Source organism: Streptomyces sp. NPDC102514, from assembly GCF_055584525.1.
This window is the reverse complement of record NZ_JBVJLW010000016.1, coordinates 149,488-166,736: the sequence shown is the minus strand read 5'-3', so window position 1 is coordinate 166,736 and position 17,249 is coordinate 149,488. Positions and strand designations below refer to the sequence as shown.

Genomic DNA, 17,249 nt, shown 5'->3' with positions numbered 1-17,249 from the left:
GGGAGAGGAACGGCACAGTCAGTTGTGGGCAGGTACTCAAGAGGACATCAGAAGGACTTCAGAAGGACTTCAGCCGCGCCGCTTCGGCGGTCGCGGGAAGAACCCGCTGGTCCTCGCCCGGTACTCGGCGAATCCCGGACGCTCCGACATATGCCGCTCCAGCATGGGCTTCCCGCTGCCGTTCATGAGCAGGAAGCTCATCACGAGGGGGGACACCACGGTCACCGCGGCGGCCACACCCGAGTCGCAGACCAGCAGGAACAGGCCCCACCACACACAGAAGTCGCCGAAGTAGTTGGGGTGCCGGGTCCAGCTCCACAGACCGCGGTCCATGATCTTTCCCCGGTTCGCGGGATCGGCCTTGAAGCGGGCGAGCTGGAAGTCGCCGACCGTCTCGAAGAACATCCCGAGCGCCCAGAGCGCGACCCCGGCCCACACGAATCCGCTCAGCGATCCGGACACGTACTGCGCGGCCTGGACCGGCAGCGACACCAGCCAGACCAGGGCGCCCTGCAGCAGGTAGACCATGCGCAGCGCGTAGAGGTCGCGGTTGCCGGGGGCCTTGGCGAGCATCGCGTCGTAGCGCGGGTCCTCGCCGTGGCCCCGGCCGCGCCAGGCGATGTGCCCGGCGAGGCGCAGCCCCCACACCGCGGTCAGTACGGTGACCAGGAGGCGCCGTCCGTCGTCCCCCTCACCGGCGGACGCGAGGAACGACACGAGGGCGACGGCGGTGAAGCCGAGCCCCCAGGCCACGTCCACCACGCGGTGCATGCCCTTGCGGACGGCGACGGCGAACGTGACGAGCATGACGGTCAGTGCGGCGCCGGCCGCGAAGGCGAGGTTCTGGGCGAAGGCCGCCCAGGGGAACCCGTTCATCGTGCGTCCAGTGCCGTGTACCAGGAGCGCTGCGAGGGCGGCATTCCGCTGTCCCCGCCGGGCGCGGGACGGGTGCTGAGGATCTGGTCGACTCCCATGCGCCCCTCCTCGAACGCGAGGGCGGCGCCGACCATGTACAGCCGCCACACCCGGGCGGTCTCCTCGCCGACGAGGCGGACGAAAGCGTCCCAGTTCTCCTCAAGGGTGCGGTGCCAGCCCTCGATCGTGCGGACGTAGTGCTCGCGCATCGACTCCACGGCCCGTACTTCGAGTCCGGCGTCCTCCAGCAGGCCGACCGTCTGTCCCATGGGCCGCATGTGCATGTCGGGCGCGATGTACGCCTCGATGAACTCGCCGCCGCCCGGGGCGTTGCTGCCCCGCGACATCTGCTGGACCAGGACACGGCCGCGCGGTCGCACCATGCGGTGCAGGGCGGCGGCGAACGCCGGGTACTCGGCGTCTCCCACGTGCTCGCCCATCTCGACGGTGGCGACCGCGTCGTAGGCGCCGCCCGTGATGTCGCGGTAGTCCTGGCACACCACGTCGACCTGGTGCTCCAGACCGCGCTCGCGGACCTGTTCCCGGATGTACGCGGCCTGTTCGCGGGCCAGGGTGACGGCGGTGACCTGCGCCTTGTGCTGTTCGGCGGCGTACAGGGTGAGGGAGCCCCAGCCGCAGCCGATGTCGAGCAGCCGGGCGCCCGGGACGAGATCGAGCTTGCGGCAGATCAGTTCCAGCTTGGCGCGCTGGGCGTCGGCGTCGGTGAAGTCGGCCTCGTCGCCGGCCCAGTAGCCGCACGAGTAGGCCATGGTCTCGTCGAGGAGCAGCCGGTAGAAGTCGTTCGACAGGTCGTAGTGGTGGCTGATGGCGGCCCGGTCGCGGGCCTTGCTGTGCAGTCCGCCCCGCAGACGTGCCTGGGAGGCGGGGGTGGCGGGGCGCGGGCCGACGGCTCCCAGCCGCACGGCGGTCCCGGCCGCCCTGATCAGGTCGGCTGGGGTGAACCGGGGAGCGTCCCCGCCCCGTTCGCGTGCGGCTCCCCAGATGGCCCGCAGGCCCTGGGCGAGGTCGCCCTCGACGTCGAGTTCGCCGGTGACGTAGGCCTGGGCCAGGCCCAGTTCGCCGGGCTGCCACAGCAGCCGGCGCAGGGCGCGCCGGGAGCGTACGACGACGACGGGGGCGTCGGCGGGGCCGGTCTCGCTGCCGTCCCAGGCGCGCAGCCGGACCGGGAGCCGGCCGCCGAGCGCTTCCTCGGCCAGCGCGGCGAGCCGGTGGGCGGCCCCGGGTCGGGAGGGGCGGGCGGTACTCATCGGGACGGGTTCTCCTTCGTGAACAGGAAGTGCTGGACGTCGAGGTAGCCGGAGCGGAACCCGGCTTCCGAGTAGGACAGGTAGAAGGTCCACATCCGGCGGAAGGTCTCGTCGAAGCCGAGCGCGTCGACCTCGTCCGCGCGTTCGGTGAACCGTTCGCGCCACAGGCGGAGGGTCTCCGCGTAGTGCGCGCCGTGGGCGTCGCGCCGGGCGACACCCATCTGCGTGTGATCGCGGACGGTCTGTTCCACGGCCTCGACGGAGGGCACCTGGCCGCCGGGGAAGATGTACTTCTGGATCCAGGTGAAGGTGTGCCGGGCGGCCAGCATCCGCTCGTGCGGCATGGTGATGGCCTGCAGTGCGGCGCGCCCGCCGGGGGCCAGGCGGGCGTCGATCGTACGGAAGTAGACGGGCCAGAACTCGACGCCGACCGCCTCGATCATCTCGACGCTCACCACGGCGTCGTACGTGCCCGTGGCCTCGCGGTAGTCGCACAGCTCGACGGAGACCCGGTCGGCGTGCCCGGCCTCGCGGATGCGCTCGCGGGCCAGGTCGCGCTGTTCGCGGGAGAGGGTGAGGGAGGTGACGTGTGCGCCGCGGGCGGCGGCGCGCAGGGCCAGTTCGCCCCAGCCGGTGCCGATCTCAAGGAGCCTGGTGCCCTCGCCGACCTCGGCCAGGTCGAGCAGCCGGTCGATCTTGCGGTGCTGTGCGGTGGCCAGGAGCGGCCAGGTGGCGGGGAAGCCCCGGAAGAGGGCCGCCGAGTAGCTGAGGGTGTCGTCCAGGAAGAGCGCGAACAGGTCGTTGGACAGGTCGTAGTGGCGGCTGATGTTGTCGCGGGCGCCGCCGGGTGTGTTGCGCTGGGCGCCCGGCTGCTTGGGGGCCCACAGTCCGCGCAGTCTCTGGAGCGGTGCCGGGATCAGTTCCGCCAGGCTGCCGGCGAGCACGGTCAGCGCGGCGACCAGGTCGGGCGCGTCCCACTCCCCCGCCATGTAGGACTCGCCGAAGCCGATCAGGCCCTGGGTGCCGATGCGGCGGTGGAACGCGTCCGGGTCGTGGATCTCGACGAGCGGTCCGCCCGCGCCGAGCTGGGTCCCGTCGGGGAACCGCACGCGCAGCGGCAGGCGTTCGAGCGCTCTGCGCACCAGGGCCCGGGTGAGCGCGGTCCGGGCGCGCGAGGCGTCCGGCCGGTCGACCACGTCCGGCCAGAGCTCGGGGTTCACGTCCATGCGCCGTCCGGCGATGGAGCCGGGCTCTGCTGTCCTCATTCGGCACTCTCCTGGGATCGATGACGGGGGCGGGGCTGGACGGGCAGTCCCCGCAGGAAAAGGCGTACGCCGTGGAAGCGGATGGCGGCCGAGACGACCGCGGTGGACCAGGGGTGGCGCAGGGCCTCGCGCACCAGTGCGCCGCGGGTGGCGGGGCGGCGGGTGCCGCGGACGGTCGCGGTGAACGGCCGGCCGCCCTCGCGCTCCAGCCGCACGCTCAGGTCGAGCCGGTCGCCGGGCGCGGGCAGGCGCATGCGGTAGGCGCCGTCGACGGGGAAGAAGGGCGAGACGTAGAACTCCTTGTCGGTGCGCGCCACACCGGCCTCGTCCGGGGTCAGCAGATAGCTGTGCCGCTCCCCGTAGGTGTTGTGGACCTCGGCGACGACACAGCGCAGTTCACCCTGCGGGCCGTGGCACCAGTAGAGGCTGAGCGGGTTGAAGACATGGCCCAGTACGCGGGCGTGGGCGAGCATCACCACAGGGCCGCCGTCGAGGTCGACGCCGCGCGAGGCGAGGAAGCGGTCCAGGCCCGCGCGGATCGTCGGCGCGCCGCCACCGAAGTGGTCGCGGGCGTCGAACCGGGCCAACGGGCGCAGGTACCACGGCAGTTCGGGCGGCCGGTCGGGGTCGATGAGCCACAGATAGGTGCGGTGGCGCATGGAGTACCGGCTCGGGGCCGTACGGACGTGGGTGACCGTGCAGGGGTAGAGGGCGGGCGTGGCCGTGCCCGGTCGGGCGGCGGGCCTGCCGGTGTCGGGGTGCGGGGCGGGCTTGCCGGTGCCGGGGTGCGGGGCGGGTGCGTGGGTCACCAGGTCACCCCCAGTGCCTCGGCCGCCGTCACGCCGGAACGGCAGCCGTCCTCGTGGAAACCCCAGCCGTGGTAGGCACCGGCGTACGCGGTGACGGCGGTGTTCAGGGCGGGGAGCCGCCGCTGGGCGGCCACCGACTCGGGGGTGTAGACGGGGTGTTCGTACACCATGCGGGCCAGGACCTGGTCCGGGTCGACGCGGTCGAGACCGCCCAGGGTGACGACGTACGTCTCGGGTGCGTCGAGGCGCTGGAGCCGGCTCATGTCGTAGCTGACCCTGACCCGGTCGGCGCCCGCGGCGCAGGACGGCATCAGGTAGTTCCAGGAGGCGCGCGCTCCACTGGCGCGCGGCAGCGGTGAGGTGTCGGTGTGCAGGAGGGTGGTGTTGCGGGAGTAGCGGAACGCGCCGAGCACCTCCCGCTCCTCGTCGGTGGGGTCGGCCAGCAGACGCAGGGCCTGGTCCGGGTGGACGGCCAGCACCACCGAGTCGTACGTGTCGGTCGTGCCGTCCTCCGCGGTGATCTCGACGCGGTCGTGGTGCCGGCGGATCGCGCGGACCGGGGTCGAGGTGTGCACCGCGTCGATGTGTTTGGCGACCCGGTCGACGTATTCGCGCGAGCCGCCGGTCACGGTGCGCCAGGCCGGCGAGTCGCCGATCGACAGCAGCCCGTGGTTCGCCAGGAACCGGAACAGATAGGCGGCCGGATAGCGCTGGGCGGTCTCGGCGTCGCAGGACCACACCGCCGACACCACGGGCGTCATGAAGTGCGCGACGAAGTAGGCGGAGAACCGCTGCTGCGCCAGGAACTCACCCAGGGTGAGGGTGTCGCCCTCTCCCCCGGTGCCCGCGTCCGCATCCGCGCGGGCCAGCAGTCGCCGCGCGGCCCGGTGGAAGCGCGGGACCTCGGCGAGCATGCGCAGGTACGGGCCGCGCAGGGCGTTCCGGGGCTGGGCGAAGAGTCCCTTGGGGCCGCGCGCGCCCGCGTATTCGAGGCCGCAGCCGTCGCAGCGTACGGACATGCTCATGTCCGACTCCTGCGTGGCGACGCCGAGTTCGGCGAACAGCCGGAGCAGGTGGGGATAGGTGCGGCGGTTGTGCACGATGAAACCGGAGTCGACCCGGTGCACCCGGCCGTCCGACGAGGTCAGCTCATGGGTGTGGGCGTGTCCGCCGAGCCGCTCGTCCGCCTCGTACAGGGACACCCGGTGGGTACGTCCGAGGATGTACGCGGCGGTGAGCCCGGCGACACCCGAGCCGACGACGGCCGTACGTGTGGTCCGCCCCGGTATGTCCTCCCCGTCCCCCGCCGTGGCGTCCGGTGACGCTGCTGCCATCGTGCTTCCTCCCAGCCGTCTCCACTCGGAGCCGTCGTGGGTATTCCGAAGCTGCGGCGGACCTGGATTGGCCGGGTGGCCTGCGGATATATCTCCGGCCGGGTGGCCCGCAGATATATCCGCAAATCTCTACACATAAGGGATGAATAAGAGCAAACTGGATTCAAGCGGCGTCCATCGCAGATCGCCCGGTCTCGGCTGGGCCCGCAGAGACAGCGGAGACAAAGGAGTCGAGTCATGGCCAACGTCTCGAACACCAGAGGTGACATCACCCGTCACCCCGATGTGCCCGAGATGCGGGATCGCTATGCCCGCATGCTCGGTGGTCGCGATGTGGCGCTCGTGGACGGACCGGTGTTCCTGCTCGGTCTGTACTGCGCCGCTTCCCCGTGGATCCTCCACTACACGGCGAGCCAGCCCGCCATGATGACGCACAACCTCATCATGGGCATCGCCATCGGCCTGCTGGCCCTGGGATTCACCGTCAACCCGGCACGGATGTACGGCCTGAGCTGGGCCATGTGCGCCATGGGTGTGTGGATGATCGTCGCGCCCTGGATCGTGGGCAGCAGCCCCGACGCGGGCGTGGTGCTCAACAACATCGTCATCGGCGTCCTGGCCGTGGTGATGGGATTCCTGTGCGCGACGGCCGCGGCGAAGAGCACACCGCAGACCTAGAGGACAGGACGGATGAGGGCGGTCGGCCGGTCCGCGTGCCCGGCGCCGCGGACCGGCCGACGCACGGCCCTCACCGCACCGCCGCGGTCAGTTCTCGGGGACCAGCCACGGCTCCTGCGGCAGCGGCTTTCCGGTCTCCAGGAGCGACTTCAGGTTGGCCAGGACAGCCGGCCAGCCAAGGGAGACCTGCTTGACCGCGGTCTCGTCGGCCAGGTCCTCATGGGTGACGGTGAGCCGGACGATGTCGCCGTGCGGCCTGATGTCGTAGGTGACCCTTGAGTGCTTGTCCTCCTGCCCCTCCTCCTCGGGCGAGGCCCAGGTGGCGACCAGGCGGGTGGGCCGCTCGCTCTCCACGACGGTGCCGACCACGTCGGCGACGCCGGTTCCGTCCGTACGCCGGTGCTCCCACCGCGAGCCGGGGCGCCAGTCCTCGGAGACGTTGCTGTGGCCCCAGTAGGCGGCCGTCAGATCGGCGTCGGTGAGCGCGTCCCAGACCTTCTCCGGCGTACTGGCGATGTAGGTGACGTACACGAATGTCGGCTTGTCGGTCATGTCTTCCTCGGCTCGTCGCTTGAGTGCGCTCAGCGCGCGAAGGCGCGGACGCTCGAACTTGTCGATCCACCGCTCCTGGATCTCATGGAGCGGTACGGGATTGAGGTAGTGCAGCTTTTCCCGTCCGCGTCGCACCGTGGCGACCAGGTTGGACGCCTCCAGCACGGACAGGTGCTGGGTCACCGACTGGCGGGTCATGTCGACGTGCTCGCAGAGCTCTCCCAGCGTCTGCCCGCCGTGCTCGTGCAGCCTGTCGAGCAGCCGTCTGCGTGTCCCGTCGGCCAGCGCCTTGAAGACCTGGTCCATGTCCGGGCCCCTGTTCGGGCCCGGCTCACTCTCCGCCTCTGTTCCCTCGTCCGATCGCACACTCAACGTTATGCAGGCAATTGCCTGCATGTCAATCGACGGAGCTCGGGAGAGGTACGGGGCGCCGAGGCCGGGAGGCGTACGGGGCGGAGGGCGCCCGGGCACAAATTCGCTGGCCACGCGCGGCTCCGCTCGCTCACACTGTCGCGGTGAGCCGAACTTTCAGCGCGTGGGTGACATCCGGTGAGGACTTTCTCGGAGTCGTCGGCCCCTTCGCCGTCGACGTGCCGTGGTGGGCCCAGGTCGAACCGGTCGTCCTGCGACTGCAACAGGCCCTGAACGTCAGGGTCCTGGTACTGCGCCTCCTGACCGTCGACGGCGGGGAGGGCGGGCGCGACGGTCATGTGACCTACCACGTCGAGGTGTTGGAGCGACCGCACGTGCTGCTCCAACTGCCCGCAGATCCAGGACTGTTGGACGGTCCCGAGGCACTGCGGGCGCCGTGGGCCGACATCGACGGGCTGCGGGGGCTCCTCGACTGGTCGACGCGCACACTGGCCGCGGCGGGCCGGCCGGTGACCGGGCCGGTGGAGCAGAAGCGCACCTGGAACCTCGCCGGGCTCTTCCGGCTGCCGACCGACCACGGGACGGTCTGGCTCAAGGCCACGCCTGCCTTCGCCGCGGACGAGGCCGAGGTGATCGCCGCGTTCGCCCGCGCCGACCCGGGGCTCGTGCCGACCGTCGTGGGTTCCGCCGAGGGGCGCCTGCTGATGGAGCACATCCCGGGCGAGGACTGCTGGCAGGCGTCGTCGCGGACCGCCGCCTCGGGGGTACGGCGGTTCGTCGCCGCCCAGGCCGCCCTCGCGCAGAGGCCGCGGGAACGGCCCGCCTCCGTACCGGACCGCCGGGTGCCCGTCCTCGCCGAACGGGTGGCCCGGCTGCTCGACGGCCCGGTGTCCGCCGAGCTGACCCCGCAAGAGGCCGGCGCGGCCCGGAAGTTGGCCGATCGCTGGCGGCTGCTGACGGAGTGCGGCCTGCCGGACACGGTCGTGCACGGCGACTTCCACCCCGGCAACTGGCGTGCGGACAGCGGGCCGCCGGTCGTGGTCGACTTCGCCGACGCACACTGGGGCAACCCGGTCCTCGACGGTCTGCGCCTGTGCTCCTTCCTGCCCGAGCCGGTGCGCGCGAGCGCCGCGCGCGCCTGGGCCGGCGCGTGGCGGGAGCGAGTTCCGGACAGTGATCCGGCCCGCGCCCTGGCCGTCGCCGAACCGCTCGCGCCCCTCGCGTCCGCGGTGCGCCACCAGGAGTTCCTGGACGGCGTCGAACCGTCGGAAAGGGCCTACCACCAGGGAGATCCCGCGTCCGCGATCCGCGAGGCGGTGCGCCGTGCCGCCACTCCCGACCCCTGCCTCGCAGGACCGGGGCGCACCCTGACGGGGCGGGCGTGAGCCACGCGCCCTTGGCCGCCCACCCGTGCGCGGGGCAGGATCACCCCATGGACAGTCCGCTGACACTCGACACCCCCTCGCACCTCCGCCTCGAAGGGGAGGGAGTTCACCTGCGCGAATGGTCCGAGGACGACCTGGACGCGCTGATCGCGCTGTACGACGACCCCGAGATCGCCCGCTGGACGCCGGTGGCCTCGCCGTTCGACCCGCCCGCCGCGCGGGTCTATCTCGCCGAGGCGCAGGAGGCCCGGGCACAGGGTCGCAAGGTGCAACTCGCCATCACCACGGACGGTGGTCTGCCGCGCGGCGAGGTGCTGCTGTTCCCCAGCAAGGCCGACGAGCGGGACGCCGAGATCGCGTACGGGGTCGGCGCCGCCCATCGCGGCCGGGGGCTGGCCTCCCGGGCCGTCCGGCTGCTCTCCTCCTACGCCCTGGGTCACACGGGAGCCCGCCGCGTGGTGCTGTGCATCGAGGAGGCCAACGCGGCGAGTGCGGCCGTCGCCCTGCGCGCCGGATTCGTCCTCACCGACGACGAGCCCCTCCTGCGGATGTCACGAGGACGCGAGATCGCGCTGCGGACATGGAGTCTCACCAGCGCCTCTTGAGCGCCCGTGCCCGGCAGCCTGCGCCCAGGGGAGCCGCGGTGGCTCTGCTCCTCGCCCACTCCCCACCTGCTTTTCGTCTGCTACTCGGCGGGTGGGCCGGTGAGTTGGGAAACGGCTCGGACTGCACTCGTCTCCAGGGGGAAGTCCTTTGTATAAGGAGAACGACGAAAAGGGGCTGAGATGGAGATCTCGGGCATCATCAGTGCCATCCTGATCGGCATCATCATCGGTGTGCTGGGCCGGCTCGTGGTTCCGGGCCGTCAGCGGATCGGCATTCTGTGGACGATCGCGGTGGGCATCGTGGCCGCGCTCATCGGCTCGGTGCTCGCGAACGCGTTCGACGTGGGCGACACCGACGGGGTGGACTGGATCGAGTGGCTGATCCAGATCGGGCTCGCGGCGCTCGGTGTCGCGGCGCTGGACCGTTCGAAGGCGGGCCGCCGCTGACGCGAGCGGACACGGGAGCGGACGGCGGCGGCGCACCGCACGCCGTTCGGCCCCTTCCTACCGCGAGGTCACGGTTCCTACCGCGGGATCACGGCTCCTGTCGCGGGCTCACGGCGCCGCGTGGACGTACGGGACGGTCGTGGTGAGCGGGGCGAAACCCAGCCGCTGGAGAATGGGGCGGCTCTGGTCGGAGGCGTCCACCTGGAGATAGGGGTAGCCGCGCTCGGCGGCGATCCGGGCGCGGTGGGCGATCAGGGCACGGTAGATGCCGCGGCCCCGCCAGCCCTCGACGGTGCCGCCGCCCCACAGCCCCGCGAACCGCGTGCCGGGGACGAGTTCCATCCGGGCCGAGCTGACCGGTACGTCACCGGCGAGGGCCACGACCGCGACGACGGTGTCCGGGGCCTCGTCGAGCAGGGCGAGCAGTTGGTGGCGCAGCCCGGTGCCGGGGGCGCCGAAGGCCTGCTCGTGGACGTCGACCATGAGGTCGACCCCGGCGGCGTCGGTGACGGGCCGCAGCTCCACGCCCGGCGGTGGCTCGGCGTCGAGCTCCAGTTCCCCCGCCTCGATGATCATCAGGGTTTCCGCCGGTTCGGCGGTGAACCCGGCGGCCAGCAGGCGCTGTCCCAGATCCTGCGGCCGGTCGTGCCCGTACAGCTTCCACTCGAACTCGCGGCCCAGCTGTGCGAAGTAGCGGCGCTGCTCGGCGATCGCCGCGTCCGCGTCGGCCTCCGTGAGGTCCGACCAGAGCACTCCGTTCCAGCCCTGCTCCGATCCCACGTGCCGGACGACCCCGCCGACGCGTTCCACGACGGAGTCGGTGCCGAAGGGACGCGCGTGCTCACGCATGTCCCGGTCGAACAGTGCCAGTACCGCTGTGTGATCCATCCCGCCACTCCAGCATCCGCGGCCCGGCCGGGCAACGGAGTTTCGGGGGGCGCGGCGCCCGGTGTCAGAGGAGCGTCGGCTGCAGTGCTCCTTCGTGCGTGAGCAGCCGGACCTTGCGCTCGACGCCGCCGGCGTAGCCGCGCATGGATCCGTCCGCGCCGATCACCCGGTGGCAGGGGCGCACGAGGAGCAGGGGGTTCGCGCCGATCGCCGCGCCCAGGGCCTGGATCCGCTCCCGGGGCAGACCGAGTCGCTCCGCGAGGGTTCCGTACGTGGTCGTCGTGCCGTGGGGGATCTCCTCCAGGGCGTGCCACACACGCCGCTGGAAATCCGTGCCCGTCGGGTTGAACTCGATGTCGAAGCGGGTGAGTTCGCCGGCGAAGTAGGCGGCCAGCTGCGGTGCCACGGCCTCGAAGCGGTCCGGGTCCCGCCGCCAACCCGCCCTCAATTTAGGGGCGTTGCGCTGTTCGGGCATGGTCAGCGAGGTAAGTGTGACGCCGGCCCCCGTCTCCTCACCGACCAGCAGCAGTTCGCCCAGCGGGCTGTCGGTCGTCGTCCACGCGGTCATCGTCGCCTCCCGTTCCTGAACTTCGCTTCATGAGCTTCGGTTCATGAGCTTCGGTGTCACTTCCCATGGTGGGCCCGGACGATCAGGCGTGCTGGCGGGATTCGGACGTGGAGAGCGACGCCTTGCCTTCACACCGATGTGAGTGTTCCAGCCTGGCCCGATGACGACCGCCTCTGTCTCCGGTGGCACCGGTACGCCCGCCGCCACCACGCCCCGGCTGCCTCTCTCCGGGCTCCTCGCGCTGTCCACGGTGGCCTTCACCGCCGTCCTCACGGAACTGCTCCCGGCGGGTCTGCTGCCCCGGATGGCCCCGGACCTCGGCGTCCCCGAGGCACGGGTGGGCTTCCTGGTCACCGGGTACGCGCTCGCGTCGTTCCTCGCCGCGATCCCGCTGACGACCGCGCTGCGGGGGCTGCCCCGGCGTCCCGTACTCATCGGCGCGCTCCTCGGTCTCGCGGCGGCCAACACCGTCACCGCGCTGTCCTCGTCGTACGGGCTGACGTTCGCGGCGCGGCTGACGGCCGGGGTCATGGGCGGCACGCTGTGGGCCATGCTCGTCGGGTACGCGGCCCGGATGGTGCCCGCGGAGCGGCGCGGCCGGGCCATCGCCCTCGTGCTGGCGGGCATCACCCTCGCCCTCTCGCTGGGCCTTCCCGCGGGCACGGCGCTGGCCGACGCGCTCGGCTGGCGTGCCGCGTTCGCCGCGCCCGCGGTGTCGGCCGCGCTGCTCGTGGTGTGGATGCGGCGCCGGGTGCCGGGCTTTCCCGGCGAACCGTCCGGTGAGCGCGTGCCGTTGCTCCGCGTCGCCGCGCTGCCCGGGATCGGCACGGTCCTGTCCGTCACGCTGACGCTGCTCGTCGGCCATCAGGTGATGTACACGTACGTCGCGCCCTTCGCGGAGGACGCCGGTTTCGGCCGGACGGGGCTCGTGCTGCTGGTGTTCGGGGCCGCGACCGTCGCCGGGATCTGGCTCACCGGCGTCCTGGTCGACCGGCACCTGCGGCGAACCCTGCTGGGCGCGCTGGCCCTGTTCGCGGCGACGATGCTCGCGCTGGGCGCCTGGGCCGGACAGCCCGCCGTCCTGCTGGGCGCGGTCGCCCTGTGGGGTGCGGCGTTCGGCGGGGCGCCGACGCTGATCCAGACCGCCCTGGTCGACGCCTCCGGGACCGCGAACGCCGACGTGGCCACCTCGCTCCAGACCACCGTCTACAACGCGGGCATCGCGGCCGGTTCCCTCACCGGCGGCCTGGTCCTGGAGAGTTCCGGCGCCGCGGCGCTGCCCTGGACGACGCTCCTGCTGGTCACCGTGACCCTCGCGACCGTCGCGGCGGGCCGCCGCCGGGCCTTTCCGCCCCGCCGCCCCTCGGACGTACGCGCGAACGCGGGAGACGACTGAGCCGTACGTGAGGGGGCAGGCGGGAGAGATCGGCTCACCGCCACCGAGGCCAGGAGATGTGGTGTCGCACGATCTGTCAGCCCCCGCGCCGACCGCGCCACGGGGAAGCCTCACCGCGATCCCTGCCGGGCCGGCGTCCGCCCGCAGGGATCCGTACTTCGACAACGCGAAGTACCTCACCATCGTGCTGGTGGCCTGTGGCCACGCCTGGGAACCCCTGACCCACGGAAGCCGGTTCGCGACCGCCGCGTATCTGACCGTCTACGCCTTCCACATGCCCGCGTTCGCCCTCGTCTCCGGCTACTTCTCACGGAGTTTCGACATGGCGCCGGGCCGGGTGCGGCGGCTCCTGACGAGCGTCGCCGTGCCGTATCTGGTCTTCGAGACCGCGTACACGCTGTTCTACCGGTGGGCACAGGACGACCCCGGCTATCCGCTGAGCCTGCTGGACCCCTGGTACGTGATGTGGTTCCTGCTCGCGCTCTTCATCTGGCGGATCACCACTCCTCTGTGGCTGACGCTGCGTCACCCGGTGCCGGTCGCCCTGGCGTTGGCCGTGCTGGCCGCCGTCTCACCGGATCTGGGCGGGGACATCTCCATCCAGCGGGTCCTGGGATTCCTGCCGTTCTTCGTGCTCGGTCTGACGCTGCGCGCCGAGCACTTCGAACGGCTGCGGACCTGGCGCGTACGGCTGTTCGCGCTGCCGGTGGGAGCCGCGGCGCTGATCACGGCGTACCTGGTGGCGCCCTGGTTCAGCGCCGGCTGGCTCTACCACCGGGGCAGCGTCACGGGCCAGGGCGTGCCGAACTGGGTGGGGCTGTTCACCACCCCCGCGCTGTTCTGTCTCGCCCTGGTCCTGACGGCCTGCTTCCTGTCCTGGGTCCCCGGGCGGCACCTGTGGTGCACGGCGCTGGGCGCGGGCACGATGTACGGCTATCTGCTGCACGGTTTCGTCATCAAGGCGTCCCGCTTCTGGGACTGGTACGACCACCCCTGGCTGCACACCGCACTGGGCGAACTGGCCGTCACCGCGGCGGCCGTGGGCCTCATCACCGCGCTGTGCACCGCCCCGGTCCGCAGGGTGTTACGGTTCGCCGTCGAGCCGCGCATGGAGTGGATGTTCCGCCGCCGCGACGAGGTCCCGTCGGGGCGAGCGGCCAAGGACGGCTAGCCGAGTTCCAGCGTCGTGACCACGTACACGCGGTCCGTGGCGTACGGCCGGACCGGGCCCGTGTACATCCGGGCCGTCTCGAACGACGGGGTGAGGCCGTGCTCCTCGGCCAGGGCGACGGCCGACGTGTGCGTCTCCGGGATGTCGGCGCAGACCCGCCGGCCGGCGGACTCGCCGATCAGTGCGGCGAAGAGCGCTCGGGCGTCGTCCGGGCTGTCCGCGAACAGCGGGCCGATGCGCAGGGAGTCCGCGGCGGGCCGGATCACGCCGTAGCCGGTGAGCCGCCCGCCGACCACCCGGACCAGGGCGCGATGCCCGGTGGCGCCGAGCCAGCTCTCCACGAAGCGCGGCCGGTCGGCGGGGTGGCAACGGCTGTCGTACGCGATGATCGCGTCGAGGTCGGTCGCCTCCGCGCCGCGGACACCGGAGGCGGCGGTCGTGATGGCGGCGGTCGCGGTGGCCGCACCCGCCGTCGGGACTCCGCCGTAGCGGAAGGTCTTGTGGGCGAACTCGAATCCCGACCGCCGGTAGTTGCCCTGCTGCGCGACCACGCCGTCCAGGCCGACGGTCCGCCCGCCCGCGTGCGCGAGCGCCGTCCTCCAGGTGGTGAGCCCGTAGCCGCGGCCGCGCAGGTCGGGACGGACGAGGTAGCAGCCCAGGAACGCGTAGTCGGCGCCGTAGTTGACGACGGAGATCGCCGAGACCGGTTCACCGTCGATGCGGCCGAGGAAGAAACCCTCCGGGTCCTGGGCGAAGAAGCACGGCCCGTCCGACACGCCCGGATCCCAGCCCTCGTCCGCCGCCCATGCCTTGATCACCGGCCAGTCGCCGAGCGCGGCCCGGGTGACGACGAGGCCTTCGGGGTGCGAAGAGGGGGAGGTCATCGAGCCGCTCCGTTCTTGACCGGACACACAGAACCATGGCACGTACGGGCCCGGGATCGTGCCCGGACCCGTATGTGCCGGCGACTTCGGGTCAGTGCCCGTCCCGGCGCCCGGACCGCTGTGCGGCGGGCCGGAAGCGGCGGTGCAGGGCGACTCCGCCCAGCAGCAGCGCGGCACTCGCGGCGGCCGTCGGGCCCAGCAGGTCCGTACCGGTCTGCGCGAGGGCGGCCCTGGGGACCGCCTGCGGCAGGATCTGCGGCCCCTCGGCCTCCACCGGGTCGGCGGGGTCGGCGGGGTCCGCCGGGTCCACGGGCGGCTCCGCCGGCTGGGCCGGCTTCGAACCGGACGGTGTCTCCGGGAGTTGCGGCCCCTCGCCCGAGGTGTTCGTGGATTCGTTGCCGACGGCGGGGTTGCCGATGCCGACCACGCTCACCGAGTTGCCGGTGACGTTCACGGGGAGCTGGACCGGCAGGTGCACGCCGTTGCCGGAGATCAGGCCCGGGGAGTCCTTCTCGGCGCCCTCGGCGACCGCCCCGGCGGAGCCGTCGTGGCCGCCTCCCTTGCCGTCGCCGCCCTTGTTGGCGCAGCTGTTGCCCGCCGCGGGGTTGAGGAGCCCGACCACGTTGACGGTGTTCCCGCACGCGTTCACCGGCACGTCCACCGGGAGCTGGACGGTGTTGCCGGAGATCACCCCGGGCGAGTGGGCCGTGCCGCCGTCGGCCGCGGAGTCCGCGAACGCCGGCATGGTCACGGCCACGGCGCCGGAGGCGGCGGCCACGATGATCAAACCACTTCGGGCAACCCGTTTCATAGGTTCCCTGCCTTCCAGGACATGATCGCGAGCAGGCGCCCGCACCGTTTAAACGCGGGCAAACCACGCAGGTTATGGCTCATCCGGCAAACGCCCCCCTTCGAGCGGACGACCGCACGCGGCCGAACACGGCCCGGCGGACAGCGGTCGAGAGGACCCCGCCCGAGCAGGCGTCGGCCGGGCGGGCGGCGCAGGATAAGGCCTGTTCCGGCGCCCCGCTCGCCGAGAGGCGTGGCCGCAGGTGCCCCCTTATCGTGATCGAGGGGGAAATCCCGGCCGTGGGCCGGGGCGTCCCGGGAGGCCTGATGCTGTCAACGCGCCAACGCCGCGCCTTCACCTGCGCCATGACGCTGGCCCTGCTGGGAGCAGGGCTGCCGTCGCTGGCCGCGGCTGCCGCCGACCGACCCGACCTGTCCCGCTTCCACGACCAGACGATCAAGTGGTCGGCCTGTCCGGGCGACGGACTGCCCGACGGCCTGCAGTGCGGGAAGGTGACCGTACCCGTCGACTACGCGAACCCCGCCGACGGGACGCTCGACCTGGCCATGGCCAGGTTCCGGGCGACCGGCAAGTCCAGAGGCTCGGTGCTGCTGAACTTCGGCGGCCCCGGCGGCCCGGGGGTCGGCGAACTCGCCGACGGCGGCAAGGACTTCATGGGTCTCACGAACGGCTACGACGTGGTGACCTTCGATCCGCGCGGCGTCGGCCGGAGCTCGCCGGTCAGCTGCGGCGAGGGCATGGACGACGGAACGCAGGCCCCCGACCCCGACGCGGAGACCGGGGCGGAGCCGGACGGGAGCGACGATCCGCGGGCCGCTCTCGAAGTGCTGCGCGAGCTCGCCGCGGACTGCACCGAGCACTCCGGGCCGGTGCTGCGGCACATCGGCACGGTCGACGCCGCGCGCGACCTCGACGTGATGCGCGCGGCCCTCGGCGACAAGAAGCTCAACTACCTGGGCTTCTCGTACGGAACGCGGCTGGGCGCGGTGTACGCGGCCCAGTTCCCCGGCAGGACCGGCCGGATGGTCCTCGACGGCGTGGACACCCTCACCGAACCGCTGAGCGAGCAGGGCGTCACCGGCGCCCAGGGCCAGCAGACCGCCCTGGACGACTTCCTCGACTGGTGCACCGAGGACGTCAACTGCGCGTTCGGCCAGGACCCGCGCTCGGCCCGGGAGGAGGTGCTCCGGCTGATCGGCTCGCTGGACGCGGACCCGGTCCCGTCGGACTTCGGCATACCGTTCTCCGGCCAGGACCTGGTGGGCGCGATAGGGCAGGCCCTCTACAGCAAGGAGCTGTGGCCGGCCCTCTCGCAGGCGCTCACCTCGCTGGTCCAGGACGGGGACACGCGGGGCATCATGGGGTTCTACGTCGGCGGCAGTTCGCGCCCCCATGACCGCCTCCCCCGCCAGAACTCCCCGCGTGAGGACGGCGGTCTCGTCGACGAGGGCGAGATCCCGCTCGACAACCTCCCGGCCGCGCTCATGGCCGTCAACTGCGCCGACGACCCCGACCGGCCCACCGCGGACCAGGTCGTCGGGAACCTCGGCAGGCTGCGTGCCGCGTACGAGCAGGCGTCTCCGGTCTTCGGCCGGTACCGGCTCGCCCAGGCCCTGATGTGCTACGGACGCCCCAAGGGCACCTCGTACATCCGTGACGAGGTACGGGACGTCGACACCCCGAAGATGCTCCTCGTCGGCACCCGCGGCGACCCCGCCACGCCGTACCGCTGGACCACCGAGACCGCGGACCGGCTCGGCCCGTCCGCCGTCGTCCTCGACAACAAGGGCGAGGGCCACACCGGTTACTCCTCCTCGAAGTGCGTGCACCGGAAGATCGACGACTTCCTGCTGTACGGGCGACTGCCGGCCGACGGCAGCTCGTGCGGCCCGGAGGAGTGA

17 protein-coding genes are annotated in these 17,249 nt (G+C 72.1%); 7 read left to right on the top strand and 10 right to left on the bottom strand.

Annotated features, from left to right (window positions below):
- Positions 1-69: 69 nt before the first annotated feature.
- The 5 genes from ACZ60E_RS34380 to ACZ60E_RS34360 form a co-directional block, all read right to left on the bottom strand.
- Positions 70-876, bottom strand: a complete 807-nt coding sequence (locus ACZ60E_RS34380) for a DUF1295 domain-containing protein (RefSeq protein WP_469445586.1) — start codon at positions 874-876, stop codon at positions 70-72.
- A complete protein-coding gene (locus ACZ60E_RS34375; RefSeq protein ID WP_469445584.1) occupies positions 873-2,183 on the bottom strand; it encodes a class I SAM-dependent methyltransferase in 1,311 nt (436 codons plus the stop codon). Before ACZ60E_RS34375 ends, ACZ60E_RS34380 begins: the two co-directional genes overlap by 4 nt.
- Positions 2,180-3,448: a class I SAM-dependent methyltransferase gene (locus ACZ60E_RS34370; RefSeq protein WP_385832809.1), complete on the bottom strand. Its 1,269-nt coding sequence runs from the start codon at positions 3,446-3,448 to the stop codon at positions 2,180-2,182. The genes ACZ60E_RS34375 and ACZ60E_RS34370 overlap by 4 nt, the downstream gene beginning before the upstream one ends.
- A complete protein-coding gene (locus ACZ60E_RS34365; protein WP_384809168.1) occupies positions 3,445-4,107 on the bottom strand; it encodes a DUF1365 domain-containing protein in 663 nt (220 codons plus the stop codon). The genes ACZ60E_RS34370 and ACZ60E_RS34365 overlap by 4 nt, the downstream gene beginning before the upstream one ends.
- 146 nt (positions 4,108-4,253) lie before the next feature.
- Positions 4,254-5,591 carry an NAD(P)/FAD-dependent oxidoreductase gene (locus ACZ60E_RS34360; protein WP_469445582.1) on the bottom strand — a complete coding sequence of 446 codons (1,338 nt, stop codon included), beginning with the start codon at positions 5,589-5,591 and terminating at the stop codon, positions 4,254-4,256.
- A gap of 237 nt (positions 5,592-5,828) precedes the next feature.
- On the opposite strand from ACZ60E_RS34360, the gene ACZ60E_RS34355 reads away from it, so the two are divergent.
- On the top strand, positions 5,829-6,269 hold the full coding sequence (locus ACZ60E_RS34355) for an SPW repeat protein (protein ID WP_210893633.1): 441 nt from the start codon (positions 5,829-5,831) through the stop codon (positions 6,267-6,269).
- Between the two features lie 87 nt (positions 6,270-6,356).
- Here ACZ60E_RS34355 and ACZ60E_RS34350 read toward each other — a convergent pair whose 3' ends face one another.
- A complete protein-coding gene (locus ACZ60E_RS34350) occupies positions 6,357-7,127 on the bottom strand; it encodes an ArsR/SmtB family transcription factor (RefSeq protein WP_469445579.1) in 771 nt (256 codons plus the stop codon).
- Positions 7,128-7,336: 209 nt separating this feature from the next.
- Between ACZ60E_RS34350 and ACZ60E_RS34345 the strand changes: the two genes are divergently transcribed.
- From ACZ60E_RS34345 to ACZ60E_RS34335, 3 genes are all read left to right on the top strand, one after another.
- Positions 7,337-8,578, top strand: coding sequence for an aminoglycoside phosphotransferase family protein (locus tag ACZ60E_RS34345; RefSeq protein ID WP_469445577.1), 1,242 nt, complete (start codon positions 7,337-7,339; stop codon positions 8,576-8,578).
- A gap of 47 nt (positions 8,579-8,625) precedes the next feature.
- On the top strand, positions 8,626-9,183 hold the full coding sequence (locus ACZ60E_RS34340) for a GNAT family N-acetyltransferase (RefSeq protein WP_384809120.1): 558 nt from the start codon (positions 8,626-8,628) through the stop codon (positions 9,181-9,183).
- Between the two features lie 180 nt (positions 9,184-9,363).
- On the top strand, positions 9,364-9,630 hold the full coding sequence (locus ACZ60E_RS34335; protein WP_384809118.1) for a GlsB/YeaQ/YmgE family stress response membrane protein: 267 nt from the start codon (positions 9,364-9,366) through the stop codon (positions 9,628-9,630).
- Between the two features lie 108 nt (positions 9,631-9,738).
- On the opposite strand, the gene ACZ60E_RS34330 is transcribed toward ACZ60E_RS34335, so the two are convergent.
- Positions 9,739-10,518: a GNAT family N-acetyltransferase gene (locus tag ACZ60E_RS34330; protein ID WP_453791672.1), complete on the bottom strand. Its 780-nt coding sequence runs from the start codon at positions 10,516-10,518 to the stop codon at positions 9,739-9,741.
- Positions 10,519-10,582: 64 nt separating this feature from the next.
- Entirely contained in the window at positions 10,583-11,086 is a 504-nt protein-coding gene (locus ACZ60E_RS34325; protein ID WP_469445575.1) for a methylated-DNA--[protein]-cysteine S-methyltransferase, read from the bottom strand.
- Between the two features lie 160 nt (positions 11,087-11,246).
- Between ACZ60E_RS34325 and ACZ60E_RS34320 the strand changes: the two genes are divergently transcribed.
- Both ACZ60E_RS34320 and ACZ60E_RS34315 read left to right on the top strand, forming a co-directional pair.
- Positions 11,247-12,482, top strand: coding sequence for an MFS transporter (locus tag ACZ60E_RS34320; RefSeq protein ID WP_469445573.1), 1,236 nt, complete (start codon positions 11,247-11,249; stop codon positions 12,480-12,482).
- Between the two features lie 61 nt (positions 12,483-12,543).
- Entirely contained in the window at positions 12,544-13,653 is a 1,110-nt protein-coding gene (locus ACZ60E_RS34315) for an acyltransferase family protein (protein WP_469445571.1), read from the top strand.
- Here the strand turns inward: ACZ60E_RS34315 and ACZ60E_RS34310 are convergent.
- Positions 13,650-14,537: a GNAT family N-acetyltransferase gene (locus ACZ60E_RS34310; RefSeq protein WP_469445570.1), complete on the bottom strand. Its 888-nt coding sequence runs from the start codon at positions 14,535-14,537 to the stop codon at positions 13,650-13,652. The genes ACZ60E_RS34315 and ACZ60E_RS34310 overlap by 4 nt on opposite strands.
- Before the next feature lie 91 nt (positions 14,538-14,628).
- On the bottom strand, positions 14,629-15,348 hold the full coding sequence (locus ACZ60E_RS34305) for a chaplin (RefSeq protein WP_469445569.1): 720 nt from the start codon (positions 15,346-15,348) through the stop codon (positions 14,629-14,631).
- A 305-nt stretch (positions 15,349-15,653) separates the two neighbouring features.
- On the opposite strand from ACZ60E_RS34305, the gene ACZ60E_RS34300 reads away from it, so the two are divergent.
- Positions 15,654-17,249 (top strand): alpha/beta hydrolase, encoded by a 1,596-nt coding sequence (locus tag ACZ60E_RS34300; RefSeq protein WP_469445568.1) that lies wholly within the window; start codon positions 15,654-15,656, stop codon positions 17,247-17,249.